Here is a 22943-nt window from a genome sequence, read left to right as displayed (position 1 = left end):
CAAGCATGTGATAATAAGTCGTCGTCAAGATTTTATTAAGAAGGCCCTGATAGCTACAAAAAAACAATCACGTGTAGGTCGGCCTTTAGGCCGTCAAAAAGCATTCAGCCTTTGCAAACCCTCTGAAGCGCTAAAGCCGCGACCTACAAAAACCAATCACGTGTTTAGGCCGTCAAAAAGCATTCAGCCTTTGCAAACCCTCTGACGGGCTAAAGCCACGACCTACAAAAACCAATCACGTGTAGGTCGGCCTTCAGGCCGTCAAAAGGCCTTTCTTTGAGGCAAAAAAAAGCCCTGATAGCGTTAGGTCGTGGCTTTAGCCCGTTAAGACGTGATGTATTGTTATGGAAATGGCGGTCATAAAAAAGGCCGCTTGGCGACCTTTTTGTTATTAACTGGTTAGGTTATGCACTTTAGGCAAAATAAATTATGTCTTGGGTTGTTAATAACTTAGGCACTTATCCACTTCGTTTGCTGCGCCTAGAATGACGGCGACGCGTTGGTGAATAGCTTCTGGTTGGATATCCAGAATACGTTGAGTGTGCGTATGAGCTTTGCCGCCAGCTTGTTCCAATAACATCGCCATTGGGTTGGCTTCGTACATTAGGCGCAGTTTACCGGCCTTGGATGGGTCTTTGTTGTCCCAAGGGTAAATGAAGATGCCTCCACGACAAAGGATACGGTGAACATCACCAACCATGGCGGCAACCCAGCGCATGTTGAAGTTTTTACCGCGTACGCCATCTTTACCTTTGACTAGGTCGTTCACGTAGTTTTGCATGTTCGCCGACCAGAAACGTTGATTTGACATGTTGATGGCAAATTCTTGTGTATCTTGTGCCACCTGGATGTTCTCGTGCGTTAATGTGAAGACGTGTTTGGTTGGATCGTAGGTGAACATATTAACGCCATTGCCTGTTGTTAAAACCAACATGGTTGATGGGCCATACAGAACGTAACCTGCCGCGACTTGCTCTTTTCCAGGAATCAAGAAATCCGCTTCTGTTGCAGGTTGGTCACCAGTTTGGCGGTAGATTGAAAAGATAGTGCCAACCATGGCGTTGATATCGATGTTAGACGAACCGTCCAATGGATCAAAGGCGATGAAGTATTCACCATCTGTGTTGGCTGGTACTATGTAGTCTTCTTCTTCCGAAGCAATGGCTCTCACAGCAGGGCAAGCGATGAGTGCGTCTTTAAGCATGTCGTTTGAAATGACATCCAGTTTTTTTTGTTCTTCACCTTGAACGTTTTCATTGCCAGCCATGCCTAAAATACCTGCAAGTGACCCTTGTTTTAGCGCATCAGAAATCGCAATGCAGGTGTCGGTTGTTACCGCTAACACAGCTTGTAATGTTTTTGGTGTCGTGTTGGATGCTAAAACATCAGATAAGTTTTGCATGGTATGGCATTTCCTTGTTATTTGAAGTGACTTAAATTATGCCACTCTAGGCATTGGGTGTCAGCCAAGCTAGGAATAGGAAGGCAAAATAAATAGGGAAAGCCAACGTTTTCCGATAATCTACGAAAAATGTTGAGAGGAAATGATATGTCTGCGTTTGTGGTACACAATTTAGAACTTAATGGTGAAGGCGGTGCGGTGTCGCTGCCGCTGGCTGATTTGCCTCATACCGTGCCTGAACAGGGTTGTCGATGGGTGCATTTAGACTGTTACGAGGAAGAGGGTTACACATGGTTGTCGAGTGTTGAGGGCATTCCAGAGACGGCGGTAGAAGCGTTGTTTGCCGAAGAAACACGTCCTCGTGCCGTTAGAATGGGAAAAGGTCTATTGCTGACGCTTAGAGGCGTTAATCTAAATCCAGAGTCGAATCCATCCGACATGGTGTCTTTACGCCTTTGGGTCACCCCGCACTTTATTGTATCAAGTCGAAGACGTAAGTTATTGTCGGTGCAAGGCCTCGTGAAAGATCTTAATAACAATGAAGGACCGACTAATACGGCTGACGTTGTTGCGACATTAACGGAAACGTTAACGGATAGAATGGCAACCGTCATTACTGATTTGGAAGATGAATTAGCGGATTTAGAAGAGAGCATTGGTGAAGGTATTGATGCTGGACAACGTGATTCGCTTGTTCAGCGCCGTCTTGAAACGATTCGTTTGAGACGCTTTTTAGTGCCGCAGAAAGAAGCGATCAATAAGCTATCTCAAGAAGCGGTATCTTGGATGAGTGTTGAGCAAATTGCACGTGTGCAAGAAGCTGCGAACGATATTACTCGCTATGTGGAAGGATTGGAGTCATTACGTGAGCGTTGTCTATTGATGCAAGAAGAGTTTGCCAATTTACAAGCTGAGAAAATGAATGCTCGTATGTATGTATTGTCTATTTTGTCAGGGATTTTTATGCCATTAGGGTTTCTGACAGGCTTATTCGGTATCAATATTGGTGGTATGCCTGGTACTGATAGCAATGCCGCGTTTTGGCTGTTCTGTGTGGCTCTCGTGGTGTTAGGCGGTGGTCAGTTTGTATTGATGCGAAGAAGCCGTTGGTTTTAGTGGTTGGCACTCTGTTTGACATACCTACAAGCCTCGACTGTGTTTGAGGCTTGTAGGGAAACTTAGGTTATTTTTTTATTGTTTTGATACCCTCTTTGGTACCTAACAATAAAATATCCGCAGAGCGTTTTGCGAACAAGCCATTCGTCACGACACCAACAATCCCGTCAATGCTTTTTTCTAGTGCGATGGGGTCAAGAATTTTTAAATTGTAGACATCCAAAATATGGTTGCCGTTATCCGTCACTACACCTTCACGATACACCGGATCTCCACCTAATTTGACTAATTCACGTGCTACGTGGCCGCGCGCCATTGGAATAATTTCAACGGGAAGTGGGAAATCACCAAGTACTTTAACCAACTTTGATTCGTCGGCGATACAGATAAATTCATCACTGCAGGCGACGACAATTTTCTCACGCGTTAATGCCGCACCACCGCCTTTGATGAGGTGTAGGTGTTCATCGGATTCATCCGCACCATCGACATATACACGAATGCTATCAACACTGTTCAAATCATAGACAGGAATGCCATGTTTTTTTAGGCGTTCTGCGGTGGCTTCGGAACTGGCAACTGTGCCGTCAAAGCGGTTTTTGTATTTGGCTAATTCGTCAATAAACAAGTTGGCGGTTGAGCCTGTGCCCACACCAACAATGGTGTCTGCTTCTAGCATGGGTAAAATGTGATCTACAGCCGCTTTGGCAACCGCTTGTTTTAATTCGTCTTGTGTCATGGTGGTGTTCACCTTCTATTATAGTTTTATTAGGGGGTGGTATTGTCTGGCTTATTTTAAACGCTAAGCCATCCTCTGATGGTGGCAATATTATAGGCGCTTCCAAGAGTGATTGTTACCCCGTCGTATGGGGCAAATTAGCGATTTTATGCCTTCTAAATATGTATTTAGAGGCGATCTGTCTTTGCGCCAAGAGAGGTGAAAGAGTATATTTCCTACTCGGTTTTTTTTGACTAGCAGTCAGCGTAGATGTCGTTAAGAACATCGTGTTGTCGATTTATATTCGTTTAGGAAACACTATGCCTCATACCATGATCAAAAAGATTCTACAGGCGCGCGTTTATGACGTTGCCGTAGAAACACCACTGTCTCGTGCCAATCAATTATCAAACCGATTGGGCAACGAGATTATTTTGAAGCGAGAAGACTTGCAGCCAGTTTTCTCTTTCAAAATTCGTGGGGCATACAACAAAATTTGTCAATTAACCCCAGAAGAGCGCGCGCGTGGTGTCATCGCGGCATCGGCGGGTAATCATGCGCAAGGTTTGGCCTTGGCGGCTAAGAAACTGGGTATTCAGGCAACCATTGTTATGCCAGCGACCACGCCTGAAGTAAAAGTCAGTGCGGTGCGCAATCATGGGGCGGAAGTCGTGCTATTTGGTGATGCCTTTGATGAAGCCTCGGCAAAATCACGTGAAATCATGGCACAAACCGGTCAAGTGTATGTGCATCCGTTTGATGATTTGGACACCATTGCGGGCCAAGGTACAATCGGCATGGAAATTCTTCATCAGCATGAAGGCAATATTGATGCGATTTTTATTCCGGTTGGCGGCGGTGGCTTAATCGCTGGGGTTGCGGCTTACGTGAAATATTTGCGCCCAGACATCAAGATAATCGGCGTTGAACCCGAAGATGCGGCGTGTTTGAAAATTGCTATGGAGAAAGGCAAACCAACGCGTTTGGCAACCGTGGGGATTTTTGCCGAAGGGGTCGCTGTGGCAGAAATTGGCCATAACACCTTTGCGATTGCGAAAGGCACGGTCGACGAAGTGATCACAGTGACCACGGATGAAATGTGTGCGGCGATCAAAGATATTTATGATGATACGCGCGCTATTACCGAACCGGCTGGCGCCTGTGCTTTGGCAGGCTTGAAGAAATACATCGAACGTGAAGACGCAAAAGGTCAAACGCTGATTGCCATCAACAGTGGCGCTAACGTGAACTTTGACCGCTTGCGCCATGTTTCTGAACGGGCAGAATTAGGCGAAAAACGCGAAGCTATTATTGCGGTAAAAATTCCGGAGCACCCAGGCAGTTTTAAAGACTTCTGCCAAGCCTTGGTGGGTCGTAATATCACGGAATTTAACTATCGATATGGTGATGATAAAGAAGCGGTGATCTTCGTAGGGGTGGCCTTGGGTGGCAGTCCTCACAGTCGTAAAGAGTTACTGGCTGATCTTAAAGACTATGAAATCGTGGATTTAACCGATGATGAAACTGCTAAGGTGCATGTGCGTCATATGATAGGTGGGCATTTGCGCAGTGATAAGGGAGAGTTGTTGTATAGCTTCGAATTCCCTGAGCGTCCTGGTGCTTTGCTGAAGTTTTTAAATACCCTTGGTGGGCAATGGAATATTTCCATGTTCCATTATCGTAATCATGGCGATGCCTATGGTCGTGTTTTAGTCGGGTTGCAGGCGGTGGGTGAAGAAACGGACGTGACGCATTTCTTAGACGAACTTGGCTACCCTTATCAAGATGAAAATAACAACCAAGCTTGCAAGCTGTTCTTTCGCTAAAAGCATGAAAATCGGTTATCATTAGTACCATTATTTTTTGAATTCAGCCCTCTCATTGGTGACAGTGAGAGGGCTGTGTGATTCTTATATGTCGCCATGATGAGCGGCATATTTACTGTTTAAAGGTCTCCTTGTGAATATTCAAACTCTTTTAAATCAACGCATTCAAGCGGCTATGGTGGCGGCTGGTGGGTTAGATACGGCGCCCGCTTTGGTTCGTCAATCAGCGAAAGTACAATTTGGTGATTATCAGGCCAACGGTATTATGGGCGCGGCAAAAGCCTTAAAAATGAATCCTCGCGATTTTGCCCAAGCCACACTGGATAAGCTGGATCTGTCTGATCTGGCCGATAAAGTGGAAATCGCTGGACCGGGTTTTATCAATATCTTCCTAAAGAATGTTTGGTTGAGCAAAGAGCTCGCACAATTGCGCACGAGTGAACGTCTTGATGTAAATCCTGTTGAAACAGCTGAAACCGTTGTGGTGGACTATTCTTCACCAAACCTTGCCAAAGAAATGCACGTGGGTCATCTTCGTTCCACTGTAATTGGTGATGCGGTTGTTCGTACGTTGGAGTTTTTTGGTCATCATGTGGTCCGTCAAAACCACGTAGGCGACTGGGGAACACAATTTGGTATGCTGCTGGCGTACATGGAACGTCTGCGTTCTGAAAATGCGACCATCAGTATGGCGCTATCGGATCTTGAGACTTTTTATCGTGCCGCGAAAACCTGTTTTGATGACGATGAAGCGTTTGCAACACGCGCTCGTGAATTGGTTGTTTCTTTGCAATCTGGCGACGAAGAATGCTTAGCGTTATGGGATGAGTTTATCAATATCTCTCTGACACACTGCGAGGAAACCTACAAAATGTTGGGTGTGTCTCTAGAGCGTCAGCATGTGATGCCAGAAAGTGCTTACAACGATGATTTGGCTAACGTGGTTAGTGAGCTGAAAGACCAAGGTTTGTTGCAAGAGTCCAATGGCGCACAATGTGTGTTCATGGAGGAGTTTGCCAATAAAGAAGGCGAGATCACGCCTGTTATCGTGCAGAAAACCGGTGGTGGTTTCTTGTATGCGACAACAGATTTAGCGGCCGTGCGTTTTCGTCAGCATACTTTAAATGCGAATCGTGTGTTGTATTTTGTCGATGCTCGTCAGTCTTTGCATTTTCAACAAATTTTCACCCTGTCTCGTAAAGCAGGCTTTGTAAAACCAGAAACACAACTGGAACACATGCCATTTGGTACGGTAATGGGCAGTGATGGCAAACCCTTTAAAACCCGTTCTGGTGGTGTGGCGAAATTGTCTTCTTTGTTGGAAGAAGCGCAAGAGCGTGCTTATCAATTGGTGGCGTCGAAGAATTCTGAAATGGACGAAGAAGAGCTACGAAACATTGGTCGAGTGGTCGGTATTGCCTCGGTTAAATACGCGGATTTATCAAAAAACCGCACCAGCGATTATGTTTTCAACTGGGATGCCATGCTGAGCTTTGAGGGCAATACGGCACCTTACTTGTTATACGCCTATTCTCGCGTTGCGAGTATTGTGAAACGCTCTGAGATTGATGTGGTGAGCTTGACGGCGGATGTTTCCGTTGACGAGCCACAAGAACGTGCCTTAGCGGTGAAATTGTGTCAGTTTGAAGAAGCCATTCAACAAGTCGCGAACGACGGTACACCACATGTTTTATGTGCTTACTTGTACGATTTAGCGGGTGTCTTCATGACTTTCTACGAAGCGTGTCCTATTCTGAATGCCGAGGATGAGGTGAAGCACAGCCGTTTACAATTGGCGCTGAGTACAGCTTCAACCTTGAAACTTGGCTTGTCTTTGTTGGGGATTGAGACGTTAGAGCGTATGTAAACCTTCTCTACCGTTTTGTTTTCATGAATAAAATAAAAGGCGCTTTTCGGTTTGATGAGCGCCTTTTATGTTTTTAATCTTAAGTGACGTAATCCGAAGGTACAATAGGATTCATAAAGAGGAAGAATTAGCCGATGAAGATTTATATCGCCTACACAGGTGGCACGATTGGTATGGTGCCTTCAAATCAAGGCTTAATACCCGATGCGGCCTTTGCTGATCATCTTACCCAGCATTTAAATGACGCCGACGAGCTTACTCATGAGTTTGTGATTGAAGGTTATCCCAGTCTGATTGATTCTTCCAATGCCACAGGGAAAGATTGGCAAACCATTGCGCGTGATATTGAAGGTAGATGGCATGAGTTTGATGCCTTTATTGTGTTACATGGCACAGACACCATGGCGTACACCGCAGCGGCATTGTCTTTCATGTTTGCTAACAGTGATAAACCGATTATCGTGACCGGTTCTCAAGTGCCCATGTACAAGGTGCGAACCGATGCCATGATTAATGTCATGGGCGCTATTTCGGCTTGTGAAGAACTGAGCGGTGAAAAAAATAGCAATGGCGTGTTTTTATTCTTTGCTGGTCGATTGATCGAAGGTGATCGGGCTCATAAAGCGCATACCAGTGATTGGCAAGCCTTTAGCTCACCAAACTGTCCAGAAAGAGGCGTGTTAGGCATTGATTGGCGCTGGCGCTCAACCGAGACGGTGAAACCGCCAATGTCCATTCAAATACCGGATATGAAAGAAGGGGTCGTCACGATATTGCCGGTTTTTCCTGGTGTGCAAGTGGCTCACTGGCAAGGTTTGTTAAATGAATCGGTAAGAGGGGCTGTATTATTAAGCTACGGGGCTGGTAACGCGCCTGATAAAGATCCCGCGCTGCTGGCCTTGTTAAAAACCGCGACCGATCGAGGTGTCGTGATTGTTAATGTGAGTCAATGTGGCGCAGGAAGTGTGGCGGCTGGTGCTTATGCGGCAGGTTCTGCTTTGGTGAAAGCGGGCGTGATCTCAGGTAAAGACATGACGTATGAAGCGGCGTTTGTGAAGTTAAGTTTCTTGATAGGCTTAGACCTGTCGAGCGAAGACATTAAAAATCACTTTTTGTAATGAAAAGCTAAAAGGGAATTTACATGGCATTTTTATATGTGCTCTTAGTGCTCATTTGGTCAACAGGTTTTATTACAGGCAAACTTATTGTCGGCCTGATTGATCCGAATGTCTTTTTAAGTATTCGTTTTGTCCTAGCGGGTTTGCTGTTTCTTGCCATTGCTTTGTGGCAACGTCGACGCTTTCCTGCGTGGAAAGAGCTGCCTAAGCACATTGTGGCTGGCATGTTGATGAATGGTTTTTACTTGGGCTTTGCCTATGTGGCTATTGCGAAAGGCTTGCCCGCTGGTGTCATGGCTTTAATCGGTGCGTTACAGCCCGCGTTGGTGACGCTACTTGCCTTCTTATTAATTAAAGAGAAGACGTCCCTGAAAGGCGTCGTAGGCATGCTGGTTGGCATCGTCGGACTGATGCTGGTCGTCAGCCCTGCGCTAGAGCTGGATATGAGTCACGGAGGCGTCACTTTGTTGACGTTTACCTTGGCTTGCACGGCGATATTTGCCTTGTCACTGGGTGTCACCTACCAAAAAATGTCGATTTCATCGTCTGATATTTTTAGCTCTATGGCGGTGCAAAACCTTGCAGCGAGTGTCGTCTCGATTGGCTTTATGCTGTTACTCGGTGAAACCTTATTTGAAGTGCAGCTGGAATCTTTCTTGTTGGTTGCTTGGGGCGTGCTGGTGTTATCTGGTGGTGGCGTTTTCTTAATGGTGTGGTTATTGAGAAAAGTTCGCGCTTCACAAGTTTCCACTATGTTGCTATTAGCTCCCCCATTGGCCGCGGTAGAAAGTTACTTTCTGTTCAGCGAATCCATGACTATTATTCAAATTATTGGTTTTGTGATAACGATTGTCGGCGTGTACTTTAGTCGAGCACAACCAGTTGATAAATGATCAGTAAGAAGAAAAGCGGTGTTGTCTTTTCTTCTCAAGCTTTTTAACCTCTATTTGATAGCTGTAAAAAAATAACAAAAAAGCTTATTTTCTTACAAAAAACCACACCTAGTCACATGCTATTTATAATTAAACGGCTACTATTAATTTTGTTTGTATTTTGAAATTATCAGTATAGGCAGGTGGGCAGATGGGGTTGTTTGCAAATAGTAGCGAGAAACAGGCGTTAGAGCAGAGTATTATTGCTGTTATTACTATTGATACCAAAAATATAGTAACTTTTTTTAACCCTGCTGCGGAAAAGTTGTGGGGTTACAGTCGTAAGGAGGTTATTGGGCAAAATGTGGCGATGCTTATTCCTCATGAGCTAAGAGCTAACCATGACGGTTATGTCCAGCACCATAGAGATTCTGGTGTCGATAAAATTGTAGGCAGTTCTCGAGAGGTGCAACTGCAAAGAAAAGACGGTATCAGAGTTTGGGTTCAGTTATCTTTGTCTCAGGTGATGGTTGGTAAACAGAAACATTATACGGCATTTGTTCGAGAAGTAACAAATGAACGCCGAGAGCAAGAGATTACCAAGCAAACGCTAGAGCAAGCCTTAGACGCTGTTGTCTGTATTGATCAAAAAAACTGCGTTACTTTATACAATAAAGCGGCGGAAAAGCTCTGGGGTTATACAAAAGAAGAAGTCATAGGTAATAATGTTAAAATGCTGGTGCCTGCTGCAATACAATCTCAGCATGATGAATTAATTGATCGAAACCGGCGCACTGGCGTCGATAAAATAGTTGGCACGAGTCGCGAGATTAAAATTGAGCGCAAAGATAAAAAAGTAGTATGGGGGCAATTGTCACTTTCAAAGATCGAGCTTGATGAAGGTACTCTTTATACCGCTTTTGTTAAAGATGTGACTGAAGAAGTTAAGCAACGTGCCGAGCGTGAAATGCTGTCTTTGGTAGCAAATGAGACGGATAACGCTGTTATTATTACAGACGCCTTGGGTCTCATTGAGTATGTAAACCAAGGTTTTGAGCGTCTAACGGGTTATGCAAGAGAAGAAGTGCGTGGTAAAAAACCGGGTTCTTTTTTACAAGGACATGAAACGAATCCGTCTACGGTAGAAAATATTCGTCGTCATATTGCAAATAAAACTCCCTTCTACGATGAGATTCTTAACTATTCAAAAAGTGGAGAGCCATATTGGGTTTCGCTTTCTATTAATCCAGTGTTTGATGATGAGGGAAAAGTAAAAAACTTTATTTCCGTTCAAGCAAATATTACCCAAGTGAAGCAAATGGCATTGGACTTTACTCGTAAGTTAGATGCTATAAGTGAAGCGCTTGTAATGGTAGAAGTGAATAAAGAATTTTCTCTGATCAAGGCGAATGAATTGGTAAATAAAAAGCTTCAAGGACTTATGAAACCTGAAGATTTTGGTCCATTTATTATTAAACAATTATCAGACGCACAGAAAAATACGCTGGCTAGTAAAGGGAGTCTGAGCTTACAAACAGATATACGTCAGAACAATCAAATACTGAGTATTGATGGCAGATTGTGTGTCTTACGAAACTTTAAAGGTGAAGTGACGCAGTATGTTTACTTTGGTATTGACGTTACAGATCGTAAATTGACGGTCATTAAGACGCAAGAGGCAATGTCTGAAGTGGTTGCTGTGAGCAATAAGATCAGTCAAATGGTTAGTACTATCAATGGTATATCAGAACAAACGAATTTGTTGGCGTTAAACGCCGCTATTGAAGCGGCTAGGGCAGGAGAGATGGGTCGAGGTTTTGCGGTTGTGGCTGACGAAGTTAGGTCACTTGCTGCAAACTCTAAGAGTTCTAGTAATCAAATAGATGGCTTAGTAAGTGATACTCTTTCAAAAGTAGATGAGCTTGCCGAGTTGCTCAAAAAAATAGATAACTAACATGCAATCGTAATCACTGCTTAAAATACAGAAGTGAATGCGGTTCAGTCGGTGTGTTTTTTCTCATACACTCTCAGTTTTGCTTCGGTACGATCAATCAAGGTACCGAAGCGTTCCATTTCATCGACGAAGTGGTCGAATTCAATTTTGCTTGGTAACAGTTGACTGTCGGTCTGTAGATGATGAACCAATTGCATTCTGGCGTTGGTGGTGAATTCTTTGCTCCAAGACCATTGGGCGCGAAGTAGGCGAGCCAAGGCGGCGGCCGATAAGTCGCCAATATGATCTGCAAGCAATCCTTCCCAATCGAATTCAAAGTTTTCCATTACTTTGTGCAATGTCATGAGTGCTTGTGCATTCCCCTGGATGCGCAGGTCGCCATCAAAGAAACCATCACCATCGAGCAGTTTTCGATAGGCCGAACTTGGACCTTGTACCAGGGTGTCTAATCTAGGGTCAAGTTCGATTTCCTCCAAACTTTCAGGGCGATCTAGCATGACGCCTTGTTCAAGAATATGGATTTGCAAAATAAAGGAAAAGTCTTCTATGTAGAGGAAGACCTGTTGACCTGCTAATTTGCCTAGTCGATCTTGAGAGGGGGTGTCTTGTTTAAGGGCGAGATTGATTGCATGTTCAATAGCGCTGAGAGCCGATAAACTGAGTGAACCCATAAAAATCTTCCCGATGATGGCTTAAATTAAAGCTGGTGAATTTGAATGACGGAAGTGTCACGTGTCTGGCCTGCTTTTTCAAGGCGATCTAGGTACATTTGCCAGAGTTCGTCGTGATTTTTGCCAATATTGTAGAGATACTCCCAAGTATAAAGGCCAGTATCGTGACCATCGTTAAAAGAGATCTTGAGTGCATAATTACCTGCTCCCTCAACATTATTGATGGCAACGTCTTTTTTACCGTATTGCAAAATGGGCATTTGCATACCGTGTCCACGAACTTCAGCAGAGGGCGAGTGAACGCGTAAGAACTCAGCACTAAGACGAAAGCTATGGCCATCACTAAAGGTGAGCGCCAGTTCTCGTGATTTTTTATGGTAGTTGATGTTTGTTGGGACAGGTTTAGCCACGGTCTTTTTCCTAGAAAGCCCCTTCCAAGAAGGGGCGTGCCATAAGGACTATTTTAAGAGATTGCTCAAATTATAGAATATATTGGCTCAAATCTTCATTCTTAGCGATTTCCCCGAGTTGCTCATCTACATAAGCTGCCGTAATGTCAACCGTTTGATCGTTGGGCATGTCGCTGGCGGAATAAGATACTTCTTCAAGTAAACGTTCGAGTACCGTATGCAAACGACGAGCACCGATGTTTTCCGTACGTTCGTTCACTTGGAACGCAATTTCAGCAATGCGATGAATACCTTCTTCGGTGAAGTTTAGGTTGATGCTTTCGGTTTTTGCAAGCGCCACATATTGTTTTGTCAACGACATGCTTGGCTCGACTAGAATGCGTTTGAAGTCGTCGACGGTCAGTGCATCGAGCTCAACTCGAATGGGCAAACGGCCTTGCAACTCTGGAATCAAGTCTGATGGTTTAGACAAATGGAACGCGCCAGATGCAATAAACAGTATGTGATCGGTCTTGATCATGCCGTATTTGGTGCTAACAGTACAACCTTCTACTAAAGGTAATAGATCGCGTTGCACACCTTCACGTGATACTTCGCCGCCAGAACGCTCGGAGCTTTTTGCGACTTTATCAATTTCGTCCAAGAAGACGATGCCATTCTGTTCAACGGCTTCAACTGCACGCGCTTTAAGCTCTTCCTCATTTACGAGTTTTGCGGCTTCTTCGTCACGCACTTGGCGTAATGCGTCTTTGACCTTCATTTTACGCTTTTTGGTCTTTTGTGAACCAAAGCTGGAAAATAAGTTTTGTAACTGGCTGGTCATTTCCTCCATGCCTGGAGGCGTCATAATTTCTACCCCCATTGGGGAATCAGCGACATCAATGTCGATCTCTTTGTCATCTAACTGGCCTTCGCGTAATTTTTTACGGAATGTCTGGCGAGTGCTGTTGTCTTGTAATTCTGGATCGCCACCACGAGCAGGAGGTAATAATACATCAAGAATTCGGTCTTCTGCGGCATCTTCCGCTTTGTGGCGCAGTTTCGCGGTTTCTTGTTCGCGAAGCATCTTGATCGCCATTTCTACTAAATCGCGGATGATTGACTCAACGTCACGACCGACATAACCGACTTCGGTGAACTTAGTGGCTTCGATTTTAATAAAAGGCGCATTGGCTAGTTTTGCTAAACGGCGAGCAATTTCGGTTTTACCTACACCGGTTGGCCCTATCATTAAAATGTTTTTAGGGGTGACTTCTGCGCGCATTTCTTCAGGAAGTTGCATGCGACGCCAGCGATTGCGTAATGCGATGGCGACCGCACGTTTTGCTTTTTGCTGACCAATAATGTGGCTGTCTAAGGCGTTAACCGTCTCTCTTGGGGTCATGCTGCTCATTATGAATTCTCTTTTAAATTCTTGTTTGATGTTGTCTGCGTCGCTTTACGGTCTAATTTTTCTCTGTGTATGGAGAATTATTTAGACTTATCTTCAAGCTGCGGGTCTATGGTAATTTCTTCAATGGTTAAACTGTGATTAGTGAAAACACAAATGTCCGCGGCAATATTGAGGCTTTTTTCAACGATGTCTTTAGCGGACAAATCGGTGTTATCAATCAAAGCTCGAGCTGCGGCTTCCGCGAAGTTGCCACCAGAACCAATGGCTAAGGCGCCATGTTGTGGTTCAACCACATCGCCTGTTCCCGTGATAATTAGGGTGCTTTCTTTGTTGGCGACAATCAACATGGCTTCGAGTTTGCGTAATGCACGGTCGGATCGCCAGTCTTTCGCAAGGTCTACTGCGGCACGTACTAGATGGCCTTGATGTTTTTCAAGCTGGCCTTCGAAGCGCTCGAATAGGGTAAATGCATCCGCCGTACCACCTGCGAAGCCAGCAATGACCTCACCCCGATATAGGCGACGTACTTTTCGTGCATTGCCTTTCATCACAGTGTTGCCTAACGATACTTGTCCATCGCCGCCTACGACGACTTGATTGCCTTTGCGTACAGTAAGAATTGTTGTCATGGTCTACTCCAGTTTCGATATTTACGAAATGGGGGCAAGCCAGAGGATTTCAAGCGAGGATTGCATACAGAGCAAGCTTTCATGATCTGTATGCAATTTATGCAGAGTATTAGGCTAAAGCTTACTCTTTTTTGATTTTATAAGAGTAAGAGGAAATGGATAAAGACACTAATTTGTCTTCCGCACGGTTCATTTTTGAACGTGAATCATAAGGACCAAGAATGACTCTATACCAAGCCTGTTCGTCTTTATCCATGGTTTTACGAACGCTGGTTTCGACCAAACCGGACAAGATGAGTTGAGCCCGCATACGATCAGCGTCTTCAAGGTTTCTAAAAGAAGCCGCTTGAAGCATGTAGTAATAGTCTTGTTCCCCGCGCGGTGTTGATTGATAAGCATCGACATGACTGGTATCTACTTTACTGTCTTGTAATATTTGATAGAACTCAAAGGTGTCTTTTTTCGGAGCAACACTGACTTTTTCTTCGGTCTTTTTAGGCTCCGGTGTAGGGGCTGGTTTTGGCGTCGCCTTGGGCTTTTCTATTGTTGCGGGTTTTGTCGCTGGTGCAACTTGGTTTAATTGGGTAAGGCCATAAATAAACGCGATGACGATGATGGGCACGAGAAGCCACAACCACCATGTGGTTTTACGTTTCTGTGGGGGCGGTGTTCGACGAGTCGCGCCTTTTTTGGGACGACTTCCTTTTGCTGCAATTTGGACAGGATTAAACATAATTTTGGCTTTTGGCTTTTAGCTTTGGCGTAAGTAAATAGAGCTCAGTGTGAGTTGCGCACATTATGCGGTCAAGATCAGTAAGTTTCCAGTGGATCGACATCAATTGCGAAGCGAATTCTATGTTGTTTGGTCGATTGCTCTAGCCAATTGGTCATCATTTGGGTTGCCTGATGCAAAGGCGCACGTTGAGCTGCTTTAATTGAGATAAGCGCTCTATGCTGACCTGCTTTGCGTACTATGATCGCGGTGTAAGGTCCTACCAGATAAACGTCTTTGGCAAAGAAGGGTTCTAAGTCATTTCGCATCGCGGATAAAAGCTGCATGGCCTCTTGTTCATTACCTGATTCAGCGCGTACGATGACTTGATGATAAAAGGGCGGTAATGACAGGGATTTACGCTCGGCTAAGCCGTCAATCGCAAAGTGCTCATAGCCGAGATTGCATAAACATTCGATAGCCGCGTGATCTGGGTGATAGGTTTGCAGTAATACGTGCCCTGGTTTTTTCGCTCGACCAGCGCGTCCTGCGACCTGAGTGATAAGCTGAGCTGTGCGCTCCATGCCTCGAAAGTCAGAAGAAAATAGCCCAGCATCTGCGTCCATAATGATGACCAAGGTGACGTTAGGGAAGTGATGTCCTTTGGCGAGCATTTGTGTGCCGATGAGAATGGCTTGGTCATGCTCATGAATTTTTTGAGTGAGTTTCGCCATGGCCGATTTACGCTGAGTGCTGTCGCGATCAATACGCAGGATGGGGGTGTCTTTGAAGAGCGTGCTGAGTTGTGTCTCGATTTGCTCCGTCCCTTCTCCGACAGTGAAGAGCGCTTCAGACTGACACTCTGGGCAGGTATGAATCAGTGCTTTTTGCGCATCGCAGTGGTGGCAATGCAGCTTATTGGCACGCTTGTGTACGGTGAGGTTTACATCGCAATGATCACAGGCAGCAATCCAGCCACACTGATGGCACATTAACGTAGGCGCATAGCCACGGCGATTCAAAAACACCAAAACCTGCTCTTTGCGTTCTAGGCATAGCTTCATGCTGGCAAGTGCTTGCTCGCTAAAACCGTGTACCAACGTTTTTCCGCGTAAGTCGACTCTCTCCATAACAGGGATGTGTGCGTTGCCAGCCCGTTGGCGCAGCTTGAGCCAAGCAAAGCGTTTTTGCAAAGCATTTGTTAGGCTTTCATACGACGGTGTGGCCGAGGCGAGTAGAACGGGAATGTCCAGCGCTTGCGCACGTTTAATGGCAAGATCTCGGGCGTGATAACGAAAGCCTTCGTGTTGTTTGTAAGATGTATCGTGTTCTTCATCAATCACGATGAGGCCAAGATTGGGAGCCGGGATAAAGGCCGCGGACCTTGTGCCGATTATGATTTTGGCATGGCCACTGGCCGCTAATAGCCAAGCATCCAAACGCTCTCTGTCGCTCATGTTAGAGTGCATCAGCACTATGTCAGTATTAAAGCGAATTTCAAAGCGTTTCAGCGTTTGAGGTGTCAGACCGATTTCCGGCACCATCACCAGAATTTGTTTTCCCTCTTCGATTAGGCGTTCCATCACTCGCAAAAAAACTTCTGTTTTACCGCTTCCCGTCACACCGTCTAACAGGGCGACATGAAACTGGTTGCGATAATCCAGCAAATGTTCGGTGGCGCGCATTTGCTCAACATTGAGTGTGGGCGGTACTTGAGTTTGGTGTGCATGCTTTTCGCCGCCTTTGTTAAAAGAGCGAGGCTCTTTGCGCAACAGTCCCTTTTCTTCTAAAACTTTCGCCGCACTGGGAGCTAGGTCTAACACCGAGGCTGCATGCTGACTTAAACCATTAGGGTGTTGCTGGACAGCTTTTAAGAAGTCTTGTTGGCGGGGAGCTCGACTGAGTTGTTCCAGTGAGGTGGCTCGTCCTTTCTCTGTCGTGAACCACCAATTTTCTGTCCGAAACTCGGCATTTTCGCCTTTGCGTAAAAGAACAGGCAGCGCATGAAAGATAACATCGCCAATAGGATGATGGTAATAGCGTGCAGCCCACTCGCAGAGCGCCATTAATTCGGCGCTAATAACAGGGCTTTTATCATGCAGTGAGGTGAGTGGCTTAACTTGTTCTGGATCCCATTCGCTGTGGTCGCTAAGAGCGACAATGACCCCAAGCCGGCTGCTTTTGCCAAATGGTACTTTGACACGCATGCCCGGTTTTAGCTCATGTCGGAGCGCAATGGCCTTAGGGACTTTGTAGTCGAATAAGGTACGCATTGGTACAGGTAACGCGACTTTTATGTATGGGGCTAGAGTGAGAAGCGCTTCAGACATGCGTTAGATTAGGCCTTGTTCAGTACAGCAAAGGGTAGCATTTTCATTAGTGGTTAAGTGTACGTCAGAGTGGTGGGTTGGTGCGAGCCACAATTTTCTAGATAAAGCATGATAAAAAGGTTGCTGATTCAGCAATAGATCCCTAAAATACGCCACTCTTGGTACTACTGTACAATGTCTGTACAAAAAAACGTGCGGTGCTTGGCGCGGCAATAGCCCATTAATTATCGACCAAGTGGCGGCACATTACACTCAAAGGTATATACGATGAAAAAAGATATTCACCCAAATTACTCTGCAATTACAGCAACTTGTACTTGTGGTAACACGCTAAACCTACATTCAACGCTTGGTAAAGACATGCACGTTGACGTATGCAGCAACTGCCACCCATTCTACACAGGTCAACAAAAAATGGTTGATACTGGTGGTCGTGTTGATCGCTTTAACAAGCGTTTCGGAGCACGTCGTACTACTAAGTAATTGGTGGCATGATAGTGATTCCATTAAAAAAGCGCCAAGTTTGCTTGGCGCTTTTTTTATTTTTGGCCTTTGCTGTACACGGTTCTGAGACTTGTGTAGCAGTAGGCGCGCTGGAAAAAGCAGAGATTAAAAGAGTCGTCGACGGTGATACCATTCATCTGAAGGACGGCCGAAAAGTGCGTTTAGTGGGGATTGATACCCCAGAGCTCGATCATAAAAATGGCAATCATGAACCTTTTGCGGTAGAGGCGACTCAGTTTCTTCGCTCCCGCCTCGATCAATTTGTTTACCTGCAAGCATCCAAAAATGACCAAGACAGATATGGTCGTTATTTGTACTACCTCTTCGATAAAGATCGTATTTCACTGACGAGTCAGTTACTATCCGAAGGACTTGGTTATCGTATTGCTATTCCTCCAAATTTAGCTTACCAAAGCTGTTTTGAGGCGGCTGAAAATACAGCCCGCAATGCGCATAAGGGATTATGGCAGCAAAACTTGCAGTGGCAGCCAAAAGCTGGCTTTGCAATCTCTCGTGTTAACATCACTTCCATTACTCAGAACCGAGGAGGTTGGTGGCTAGAAACCGATCAGGATCTAGTGATCAACTTGCCACCCAATGTCATCGACTATTGGCCTGCTCAACAAGTCTTTTCTCTTGAAGGCAAGGAAATAGAAGTACGTGGTTGGCAACATCAAAGGAAAAGCCGATATTCAGATTTCAAATCATGGGTGCTGTCTGTAAGACATCCAAATGATTTGCGTGAAATTCACCTTTCTAGCGTGCATTGACTGATAGGATATTCCTATGGCTTTGCGCTTTAAAGTAATCCGCATATCGATTATTCTGGCGGTACAGAATTATAAGGCGCCACTTTCGAAGCTTTTGTAGGCTTGGGAACAAGGCCCAGTTTGGCTATGATAAAACTAATTAATAACACCAAATAGACGGAAACATCATAATGGCAGAAGATATAAAGCAAGCCGCGCTGGATTACCATCAATATCCAGTTCCAGGTAAACTTAGCGTTACTATTACGAAACCAACAGCGACCGCTCGTGATCTTTCTCTCGCTTATAGCCCAGGTGTGGCTGAGCCTTGTCGTGAAATCGCAAAGGATCCAGAAGCGGCTTATCGTTACACAGGTAAAGGTAACTTAGTTGCTGTGATTTCTGATGGTTCAGCGATCCTTGGATTAGGGAACTTAGGTCCATTGGCAAGTAAGCCTGTTATGGAAGGTAAGGGATTATTGTTCAAACGCTTTGCTGGTATTAACTCTGTTGATGTGGAAGTGGAATCTGAAAGTCCACAAGCTTTCATTGATACGGTTGCTCGTATTGCCAACACTTACGGCGGCATTAACCTAGAAGACATCAAAGCACCAGAGTGTTTTGAAATCGAACGTCAATTGATCGAACGTTGTTCTATTCCTGTTTTTCATGACGATCAACACGGCACAGCGATTGTTACCGCTGCGGGTCTTTTGAATGCCCTTGAGCTTCAAGGTAAAGACATTGCAGACGCGAAAATCGTTTGTCTAGGCGCCGGTGCAGCAGCGACAGCTTGTATGAAGTTGATCATCGCTTGTGGTGCACAACGTGAAAACATTTTTGTTCTTGATCGCAACGGCGTTATCCACTCGGGTCGTAACGATTTGAACCAGTTTAAAGCCATGTTTGCGATTGATACAGATAAGCGTAACTTGGACGATGCGATCGATGGCGCTGATGTGTTTATCGGTGTATCTGGTCCGGATCTATTGTCTGCAGAGCAACTGGCTAAAATGGCCCCAAATCCAATTGTTTTTGCTTGTTCAAACCCAGACCCAGAAATCAATCCAGAGCTTGCTCGTGCAACGCGTGATGATTTGATTATGGCGACTGGCCGTTCTGACTACCCTAACCAAGTAAATAACGTACTTGGCTTCCCTTTCATTTTCCGTGGTGCGTTAGACGTTCGTGCGACTAAGATCAACGAAGAAATGAAAGTGGCTGCGGTTCACGCGCTGAAAGACCTAGCGAAAGAAGAAGCGCCTGCAGATGTTGTTGCAGCCTACGGCGGCGCACCATTGAGCTTCGGTAAAGAGTACATCCTGCCAAAACCAATGGATGCTCGTTTGTTGAACGTTGTTTCGGCAGCAGTGGCTCGTGCGGCGGTTGATTCTGGTGTGGCAATGCTTCCATACCCAGATTTCTACCCACTAGAGAATCTTGATCACTTCGGTGCTTAATCGCATGGTGATCTGTTAAAAAGGCGGCCCCTTATACGGGTCGCCTTTTTTATGACATAGATATACTCAATAAGGTATTTTTATTGATAAAGAAGCAGGAATAGCTTGGATTAAATAGGAGTTGTGTCATGAGAGTTGCAATATATTGTGGATCTGCTGCGGGTAATTCTCCCGAATATGCCAATGGAGTAACAGCTTTGGCCGTGTATCTTGCTGGGCAAGGGATAGACATTGTTTACGGTGGCGGAAACGTCGGCTTAATGGGCGTAATCGCGAACGCGGCTTTGCAGGCTGGTGGAAACGTAATTGGCGTCATTCCGGCCCATCTTGAGTCTAAGGAAATCGCTCATACAGGGTTAACGGAGCTTCACGTCGTTGCCAATATGCATGAGCGTAAAGCTAAGATGAGCGAATTGGCTGATGCGTTTGTGGCGCTTCCGGGTGGTGTCGGAACGTTGGAGGAGATGTTTGAAGTGTGGACTTGGGGACAGCTTGGTCTGCATAGCAAACCGTGTGCGTTTTATAATTTAAATGGCTTTTATGATTCGCTCTTTACTATGGTTGATAGTATGCAGCAGGCGGGCTTTGTGAAGCAGTCTTACATTGACATGATTATTAAAGAGAGTACGCCAGAAAGCTTGCTAGCAGCCGTTAAAGCTTATCGAGCTCCTCAGCCTAAATGGAGCTGAAACATTTTCAAAAATAAAAATGCCAGCACTGGGCTGGCATTTTTTATAGGGTATAAGCCTAATCTTAAAATAAATTTTCTAAAGCATTGGTTTCTTGCTTTTCTTCTTGAGACTCATTGCCACGGCTGTTATTCAACGCAGGTAAATTCAGGTTGCGTTGCGGTGGTACGTGGTCCTTTCTAAAAATCTCAAAAATAGCATTAGATTGACCTGGTAAAGCACGTTCTCCTGTATTTGGGTCAATGCGCACGGTCACTAAAGAAGAGGGTTTGTTCACGAAAGACAGTGGGGTGCCTTGTAGAGCGTCTCTCATATAATCTATCCACGCTGGAAGCGAAACAGAGCCGCCCCATTCCCCTCGACCGAGGGGCGATGAGTTATCAAAACCACTCCAAACGGAAGTGACCAGTTCACCATTGAAACCGGAGAACCAAGCGTCGCGAACATCATTTGTGGTACCTGTTTTGCCTGCTAGATCGTCGCGTTCTAATACCCTAGCGCGTCGCCCTGTACCAAGTTTAATGACATCTCTCATCATGTCGTAGACTATATAATTTACTTCTGGATCAATAACCTGAGGTGCCATTGGTAGGCTGACAATTCCCTCTGGCGTGTTAAATAATCCCATTTGAGGCTCATTATCTGTGGTTTTTTCAAGCGGTGTACAGGTCACACAGACGGTGGCAGGGGTTGCTTGAAATAAGACATTATCATTCCGGTCGATGACTTTGTTAATGAGGTAGGGTTGTACTTGATAACCACCATTGGAGAAAACAGCATAGCCTTTTGCAATTTGCAGAGGCGATAGGTTGGCACTGCCTAAAGATAAAGATAAGTTATAAGGTAAATCATCTGGATCAAAACCAAACTTACTCAAGTAATTGAGAGTAGGGCGAATACCAAGCTCCTCAAGCAAACGCACAGAGACGATGTTTTGTGAACGATACAGAGCCTCACGTAATCGTGTGGGACCATAAAATTTACCGCCATCATTGGTTGGTCGCCATGCAGTTTCTAAATTTCTATCATTAAAAACCACAGGGGCATCATTGATAATGCTGGCCGCTGTATAGCCACGATCTATCGCGCTGGCGTAAATAAAGGGTTTGAAATTTGATCCTGGCTGGCGCTTAGATTGAGTAACGCGGTTAAACTTGTTCTCAAAGAAGTTAAAGCCACCCACTAATGCTTGAATCGCTCCGTCTTTACTGTTGAGAGAGATAAGAGCGCTTTGAATAGAGGGCTTTTGTGCGAGTAACCATTCAAGTTTATTGTCTGGGCGTAAGCGTATAATGTCACCTGGCACCAGTACATCAGCCACTTTAGAGGGATATGGGCCTTGAGCATCTTCGTTTATATAGGATCTTGCCCATTTAATCGCGTCCCATTGTAACGTTGTGCGTTGTCCGTTCGCGAGACGAACGTCTGCCGTTGTGTTCGTGGTAGACAGCACCAATGCGGTTTGCCAGTTTTTAAATCTTCCCAGATCTTGTAAGGCTTTTTCTTGCTCTGCTAAAGGGGCATTAATAAGATCGGCGCGTTTTTCAATGGAGCCTCGGTAGCCATGACGCATGTCATAGTCTAAAACGCCATTAAAAATGGCTTCGTTAGCCGCTTTCTGCCGTTTTGAATCAATGGTCGTGTAGACCGTCATGCCCGTACTGTATAGATCGTCACCGAATGTGTTGTAGAGCTCTGAGCGAACCATTTCGGCAATGTATCCGGCTTCAATATCCGGCATAACCCCATAGTTTTTCGCGGTAATAGGGGATTCCACGGCATTTTGATAAGCGTCTTTGTCTACCATGCCAAGTGACAGCATGCGTTGCAGTATCCAGTTACGACGAATCAATGCACGAGAAGGATTGACCACAGGATTAAAGCGCGATGGTGCTTTTGGTAAGCCTGCAATCATAGCCAGTTGCGCAAGATCCAGTTCACTCAGGTTTTTGCCATAATACACCTGAGCGGCGGCCTCAAAACCATAAGCACGATTTCCTAAGTAGATTTTATTAACATACAACTCAAGAATATCGTGTTTGGAAAGCTCTCGTTCCATTTTTAAGGAAATAAAGATTTCCGTAAACTTTCGTGTGAAGGTTTGTTCAAATGATAAGAAATAGTTTCTTGCAACCTGCATAGTGATGGTGCTACCACCACCTTGAATTTGTCCTGTGGTGATCAGCTGCATAACCGCTCGACCTAAACCAAGGATATCAACGCCTGGATGGTGATAAAAATTCGTGTCCTCTGCCGCCAAAATAGCATGTTCTAGGTCGGGAGGGATTTCTGCGTAGCTAATGGGAGTACGGCGTTGTTCACCAAACTCACCGATTAACAGATTGTCTGCCGTGTAAATACGTAATGGAATTCTTAACTCGATGTCTTTGAGTTCTTCTACCGTTGGGATGCGATCCTTAACACTATAGTAAATAGCATAGGTGATGCCGATGGCACAAAGTGTACCAAAGAGGCCGAGAAAGAAGAGTATTTTTAGTGCCTTAGCCATATAAATCCAATGAA

The 22943-nt window shown here is 45.2% G+C and carries 19 protein-coding genes; 10 read left to right on the top strand and 9 right to left on the bottom strand.

Features of this window, described 5'->3' with window-relative positions; translation table 11 throughout:
- Positions 1-442: 442 nt before the first annotated feature.
- A complete protein-coding gene (locus DKT73_RS17130) occupies positions 443-1402 on the bottom strand; it encodes a class 1 fructose-bisphosphatase (protein WP_111639769.1) in 960 nt (319 codons plus the stop codon).
- A 147-nt stretch (positions 1403-1549) separates the two neighbouring features.
- Between DKT73_RS17130 and DKT73_RS17125 the strand changes: the two genes are divergently transcribed.
- Positions 1550-2518, top strand: a complete 969-nt coding sequence (locus tag DKT73_RS17125) for a zinc transporter ZntB (RefSeq protein WP_157959204.1) — start codon at positions 1550-1552, stop codon at positions 2516-2518.
- A gap of 67 nt (positions 2519-2585) precedes the next feature.
- Here the strand turns inward: DKT73_RS17125 and rpiA are convergent, their stop codons facing one another.
- Positions 2586-3257, bottom strand: coding sequence for a ribose-5-phosphate isomerase RpiA (gene rpiA, locus DKT73_RS17120; protein WP_111639767.1), 672 nt, complete (start codon positions 3255-3257; stop codon positions 2586-2588).
- A 299-nt stretch (positions 3258-3556) separates the two neighbouring features.
- On the opposite strand from rpiA, the gene ilvA reads away from it, so the two are divergent.
- From ilvA to DKT73_RS20435, 5 genes are all read left to right on the top strand, one after another.
- Positions 3557-5062, top strand: a complete 1506-nt coding sequence (gene ilvA, locus DKT73_RS17115; RefSeq protein WP_111639766.1) for a threonine ammonia-lyase, biosynthetic — start codon at positions 3557-3559, stop codon at positions 5060-5062.
- A gap of 133 nt (positions 5063-5195) precedes the next feature.
- Entirely contained in the window at positions 5196-6929 is a 1734-nt protein-coding gene (gene argS, locus DKT73_RS17110; protein WP_111639765.1) for an arginine--tRNA ligase, read from the top strand.
- Positions 6930-7063: 134 nt separating this feature from the next.
- Positions 7064-8047: an asparaginase domain-containing protein gene (locus DKT73_RS17105; protein WP_111639764.1), complete on the top strand. Its 984-nt coding sequence runs from the start codon at positions 7064-7066 to the stop codon at positions 8045-8047.
- Positions 8048-8070: 23 nt separating this feature from the next.
- The gene (locus DKT73_RS17100; RefSeq protein WP_111639763.1) at positions 8071-8940 is read left to right on the top strand and encodes a DMT family transporter; all 870 of its coding nucleotides are present in this window, start codon (positions 8071-8073) and stop codon (positions 8938-8940) included.
- Positions 8941-9130: 190 nt separating this feature from the next.
- Complete coding sequence (locus tag DKT73_RS20435; RefSeq protein ID WP_111639762.1) at positions 9131-10873, top strand: PAS domain S-box protein; 1743 nt, start codon at positions 9131-9133, stop codon at positions 10871-10873.
- 44 nt (positions 10874-10917) lie between these two features.
- Here DKT73_RS20435 and DKT73_RS17090 read toward each other — a convergent pair whose 3' ends face one another.
- The 6 genes from DKT73_RS17090 to DKT73_RS17065 all read right to left on the bottom strand — a co-directional run bounded on the left by DKT73_RS17090 (position 10918) and on the right by DKT73_RS17065 (position 17018).
- Entirely contained in the window at positions 10918-11544 is a 627-nt protein-coding gene (locus DKT73_RS17090; RefSeq protein ID WP_111639761.1) for a ubiquinone biosynthesis accessory factor UbiJ, read from the bottom strand.
- A 26-nt stretch (positions 11545-11570) separates the two neighbouring features.
- Positions 11571-11954 (bottom strand): gamma-butyrobetaine hydroxylase family protein, encoded by a 384-nt coding sequence (locus tag DKT73_RS17085; protein WP_111639760.1) that lies wholly within the window; start codon positions 11952-11954, stop codon positions 11571-11573.
- Positions 11955-12024: 70 nt separating this feature from the next.
- Entirely contained in the window at positions 12025-13347 is a 1323-nt protein-coding gene (gene hslU / locus DKT73_RS17080; RefSeq protein WP_111639759.1) for an ATP-dependent protease ATPase subunit HslU, read from the bottom strand.
- Positions 13348-13424: 77 nt separating this feature from the next.
- Positions 13425-13976, bottom strand: a complete 552-nt coding sequence (hslV, locus tag DKT73_RS17075) for an ATP-dependent protease subunit HslV (protein WP_111608993.1) — start codon at positions 13974-13976, stop codon at positions 13425-13427.
- Between the two features lie 121 nt (positions 13977-14097).
- Positions 14098-14709, bottom strand: coding sequence for an SPOR domain-containing protein (locus DKT73_RS17070; RefSeq protein ID WP_111639758.1), 612 nt, complete (start codon positions 14707-14709; stop codon positions 14098-14100).
- Positions 14710-14786: 77 nt separating this feature from the next.
- Positions 14787-17018: a primosomal protein N' gene (locus tag DKT73_RS17065; protein ID WP_111639757.1), complete on the bottom strand. Its 2232-nt coding sequence runs from the start codon at positions 17016-17018 to the stop codon at positions 14787-14789.
- 267 nt (positions 17019-17285) lie between these two features.
- Between DKT73_RS17065 and rpmE the strand changes: the two genes are divergently transcribed.
- The 4 genes from rpmE (at position 17286) to DKT73_RS17045 (ending at position 20420) form a co-directional block, all read left to right on the top strand.
- Positions 17286-17501: a 50S ribosomal protein L31 gene (gene rpmE, locus DKT73_RS17060; protein WP_111608996.1), complete on the top strand. Its 216-nt coding sequence runs from the start codon at positions 17286-17288 to the stop codon at positions 17499-17501.
- An 8-nt stretch (positions 17502-17509) separates the two neighbouring features.
- Positions 17510-18292, top strand: coding sequence for a thermonuclease family protein (locus DKT73_RS17055; protein WP_111639756.1), 783 nt, complete (start codon positions 17510-17512; stop codon positions 18290-18292).
- Positions 18293-18462: 170 nt separating this feature from the next.
- Positions 18463-19731: a malic enzyme-like NAD(P)-binding protein gene (locus tag DKT73_RS17050; RefSeq protein WP_111639755.1), complete on the top strand. Its 1269-nt coding sequence runs from the start codon at positions 18463-18465 to the stop codon at positions 19729-19731.
- 128 nt (positions 19732-19859) lie between these two features.
- Entirely contained in the window at positions 19860-20420 is a 561-nt protein-coding gene (locus tag DKT73_RS17045) for a TIGR00730 family Rossman fold protein (RefSeq protein ID WP_111639754.1), read from the top strand.
- Positions 20421-20484: 64 nt separating this feature from the next.
- Here the strand turns inward: DKT73_RS17045 and DKT73_RS17040 are convergent, their stop codons facing one another.
- On the bottom strand, positions 20485-22929 hold the full coding sequence (locus DKT73_RS17040; protein WP_111639753.1) for a penicillin-binding protein 1A: 2445 nt from the start codon (positions 22927-22929) through the stop codon (positions 20485-20487).
- Between the last annotated feature and the right edge of the window lie 14 nt (positions 22930-22943).

The sequence above is a fragment of the Marinomonas shanghaiensis genome (genome assembly GCF_003259175.1).
Lineage (GTDB): Bacteria > Pseudomonadota > Gammaproteobacteria > Pseudomonadales > Marinomonadaceae > Marinomonas > Marinomonas shanghaiensis.
The sequence above is the reverse complement of the archived record's forward strand: the minus strand, read 5'-3'. Positions and strand labels throughout refer to the sequence as shown.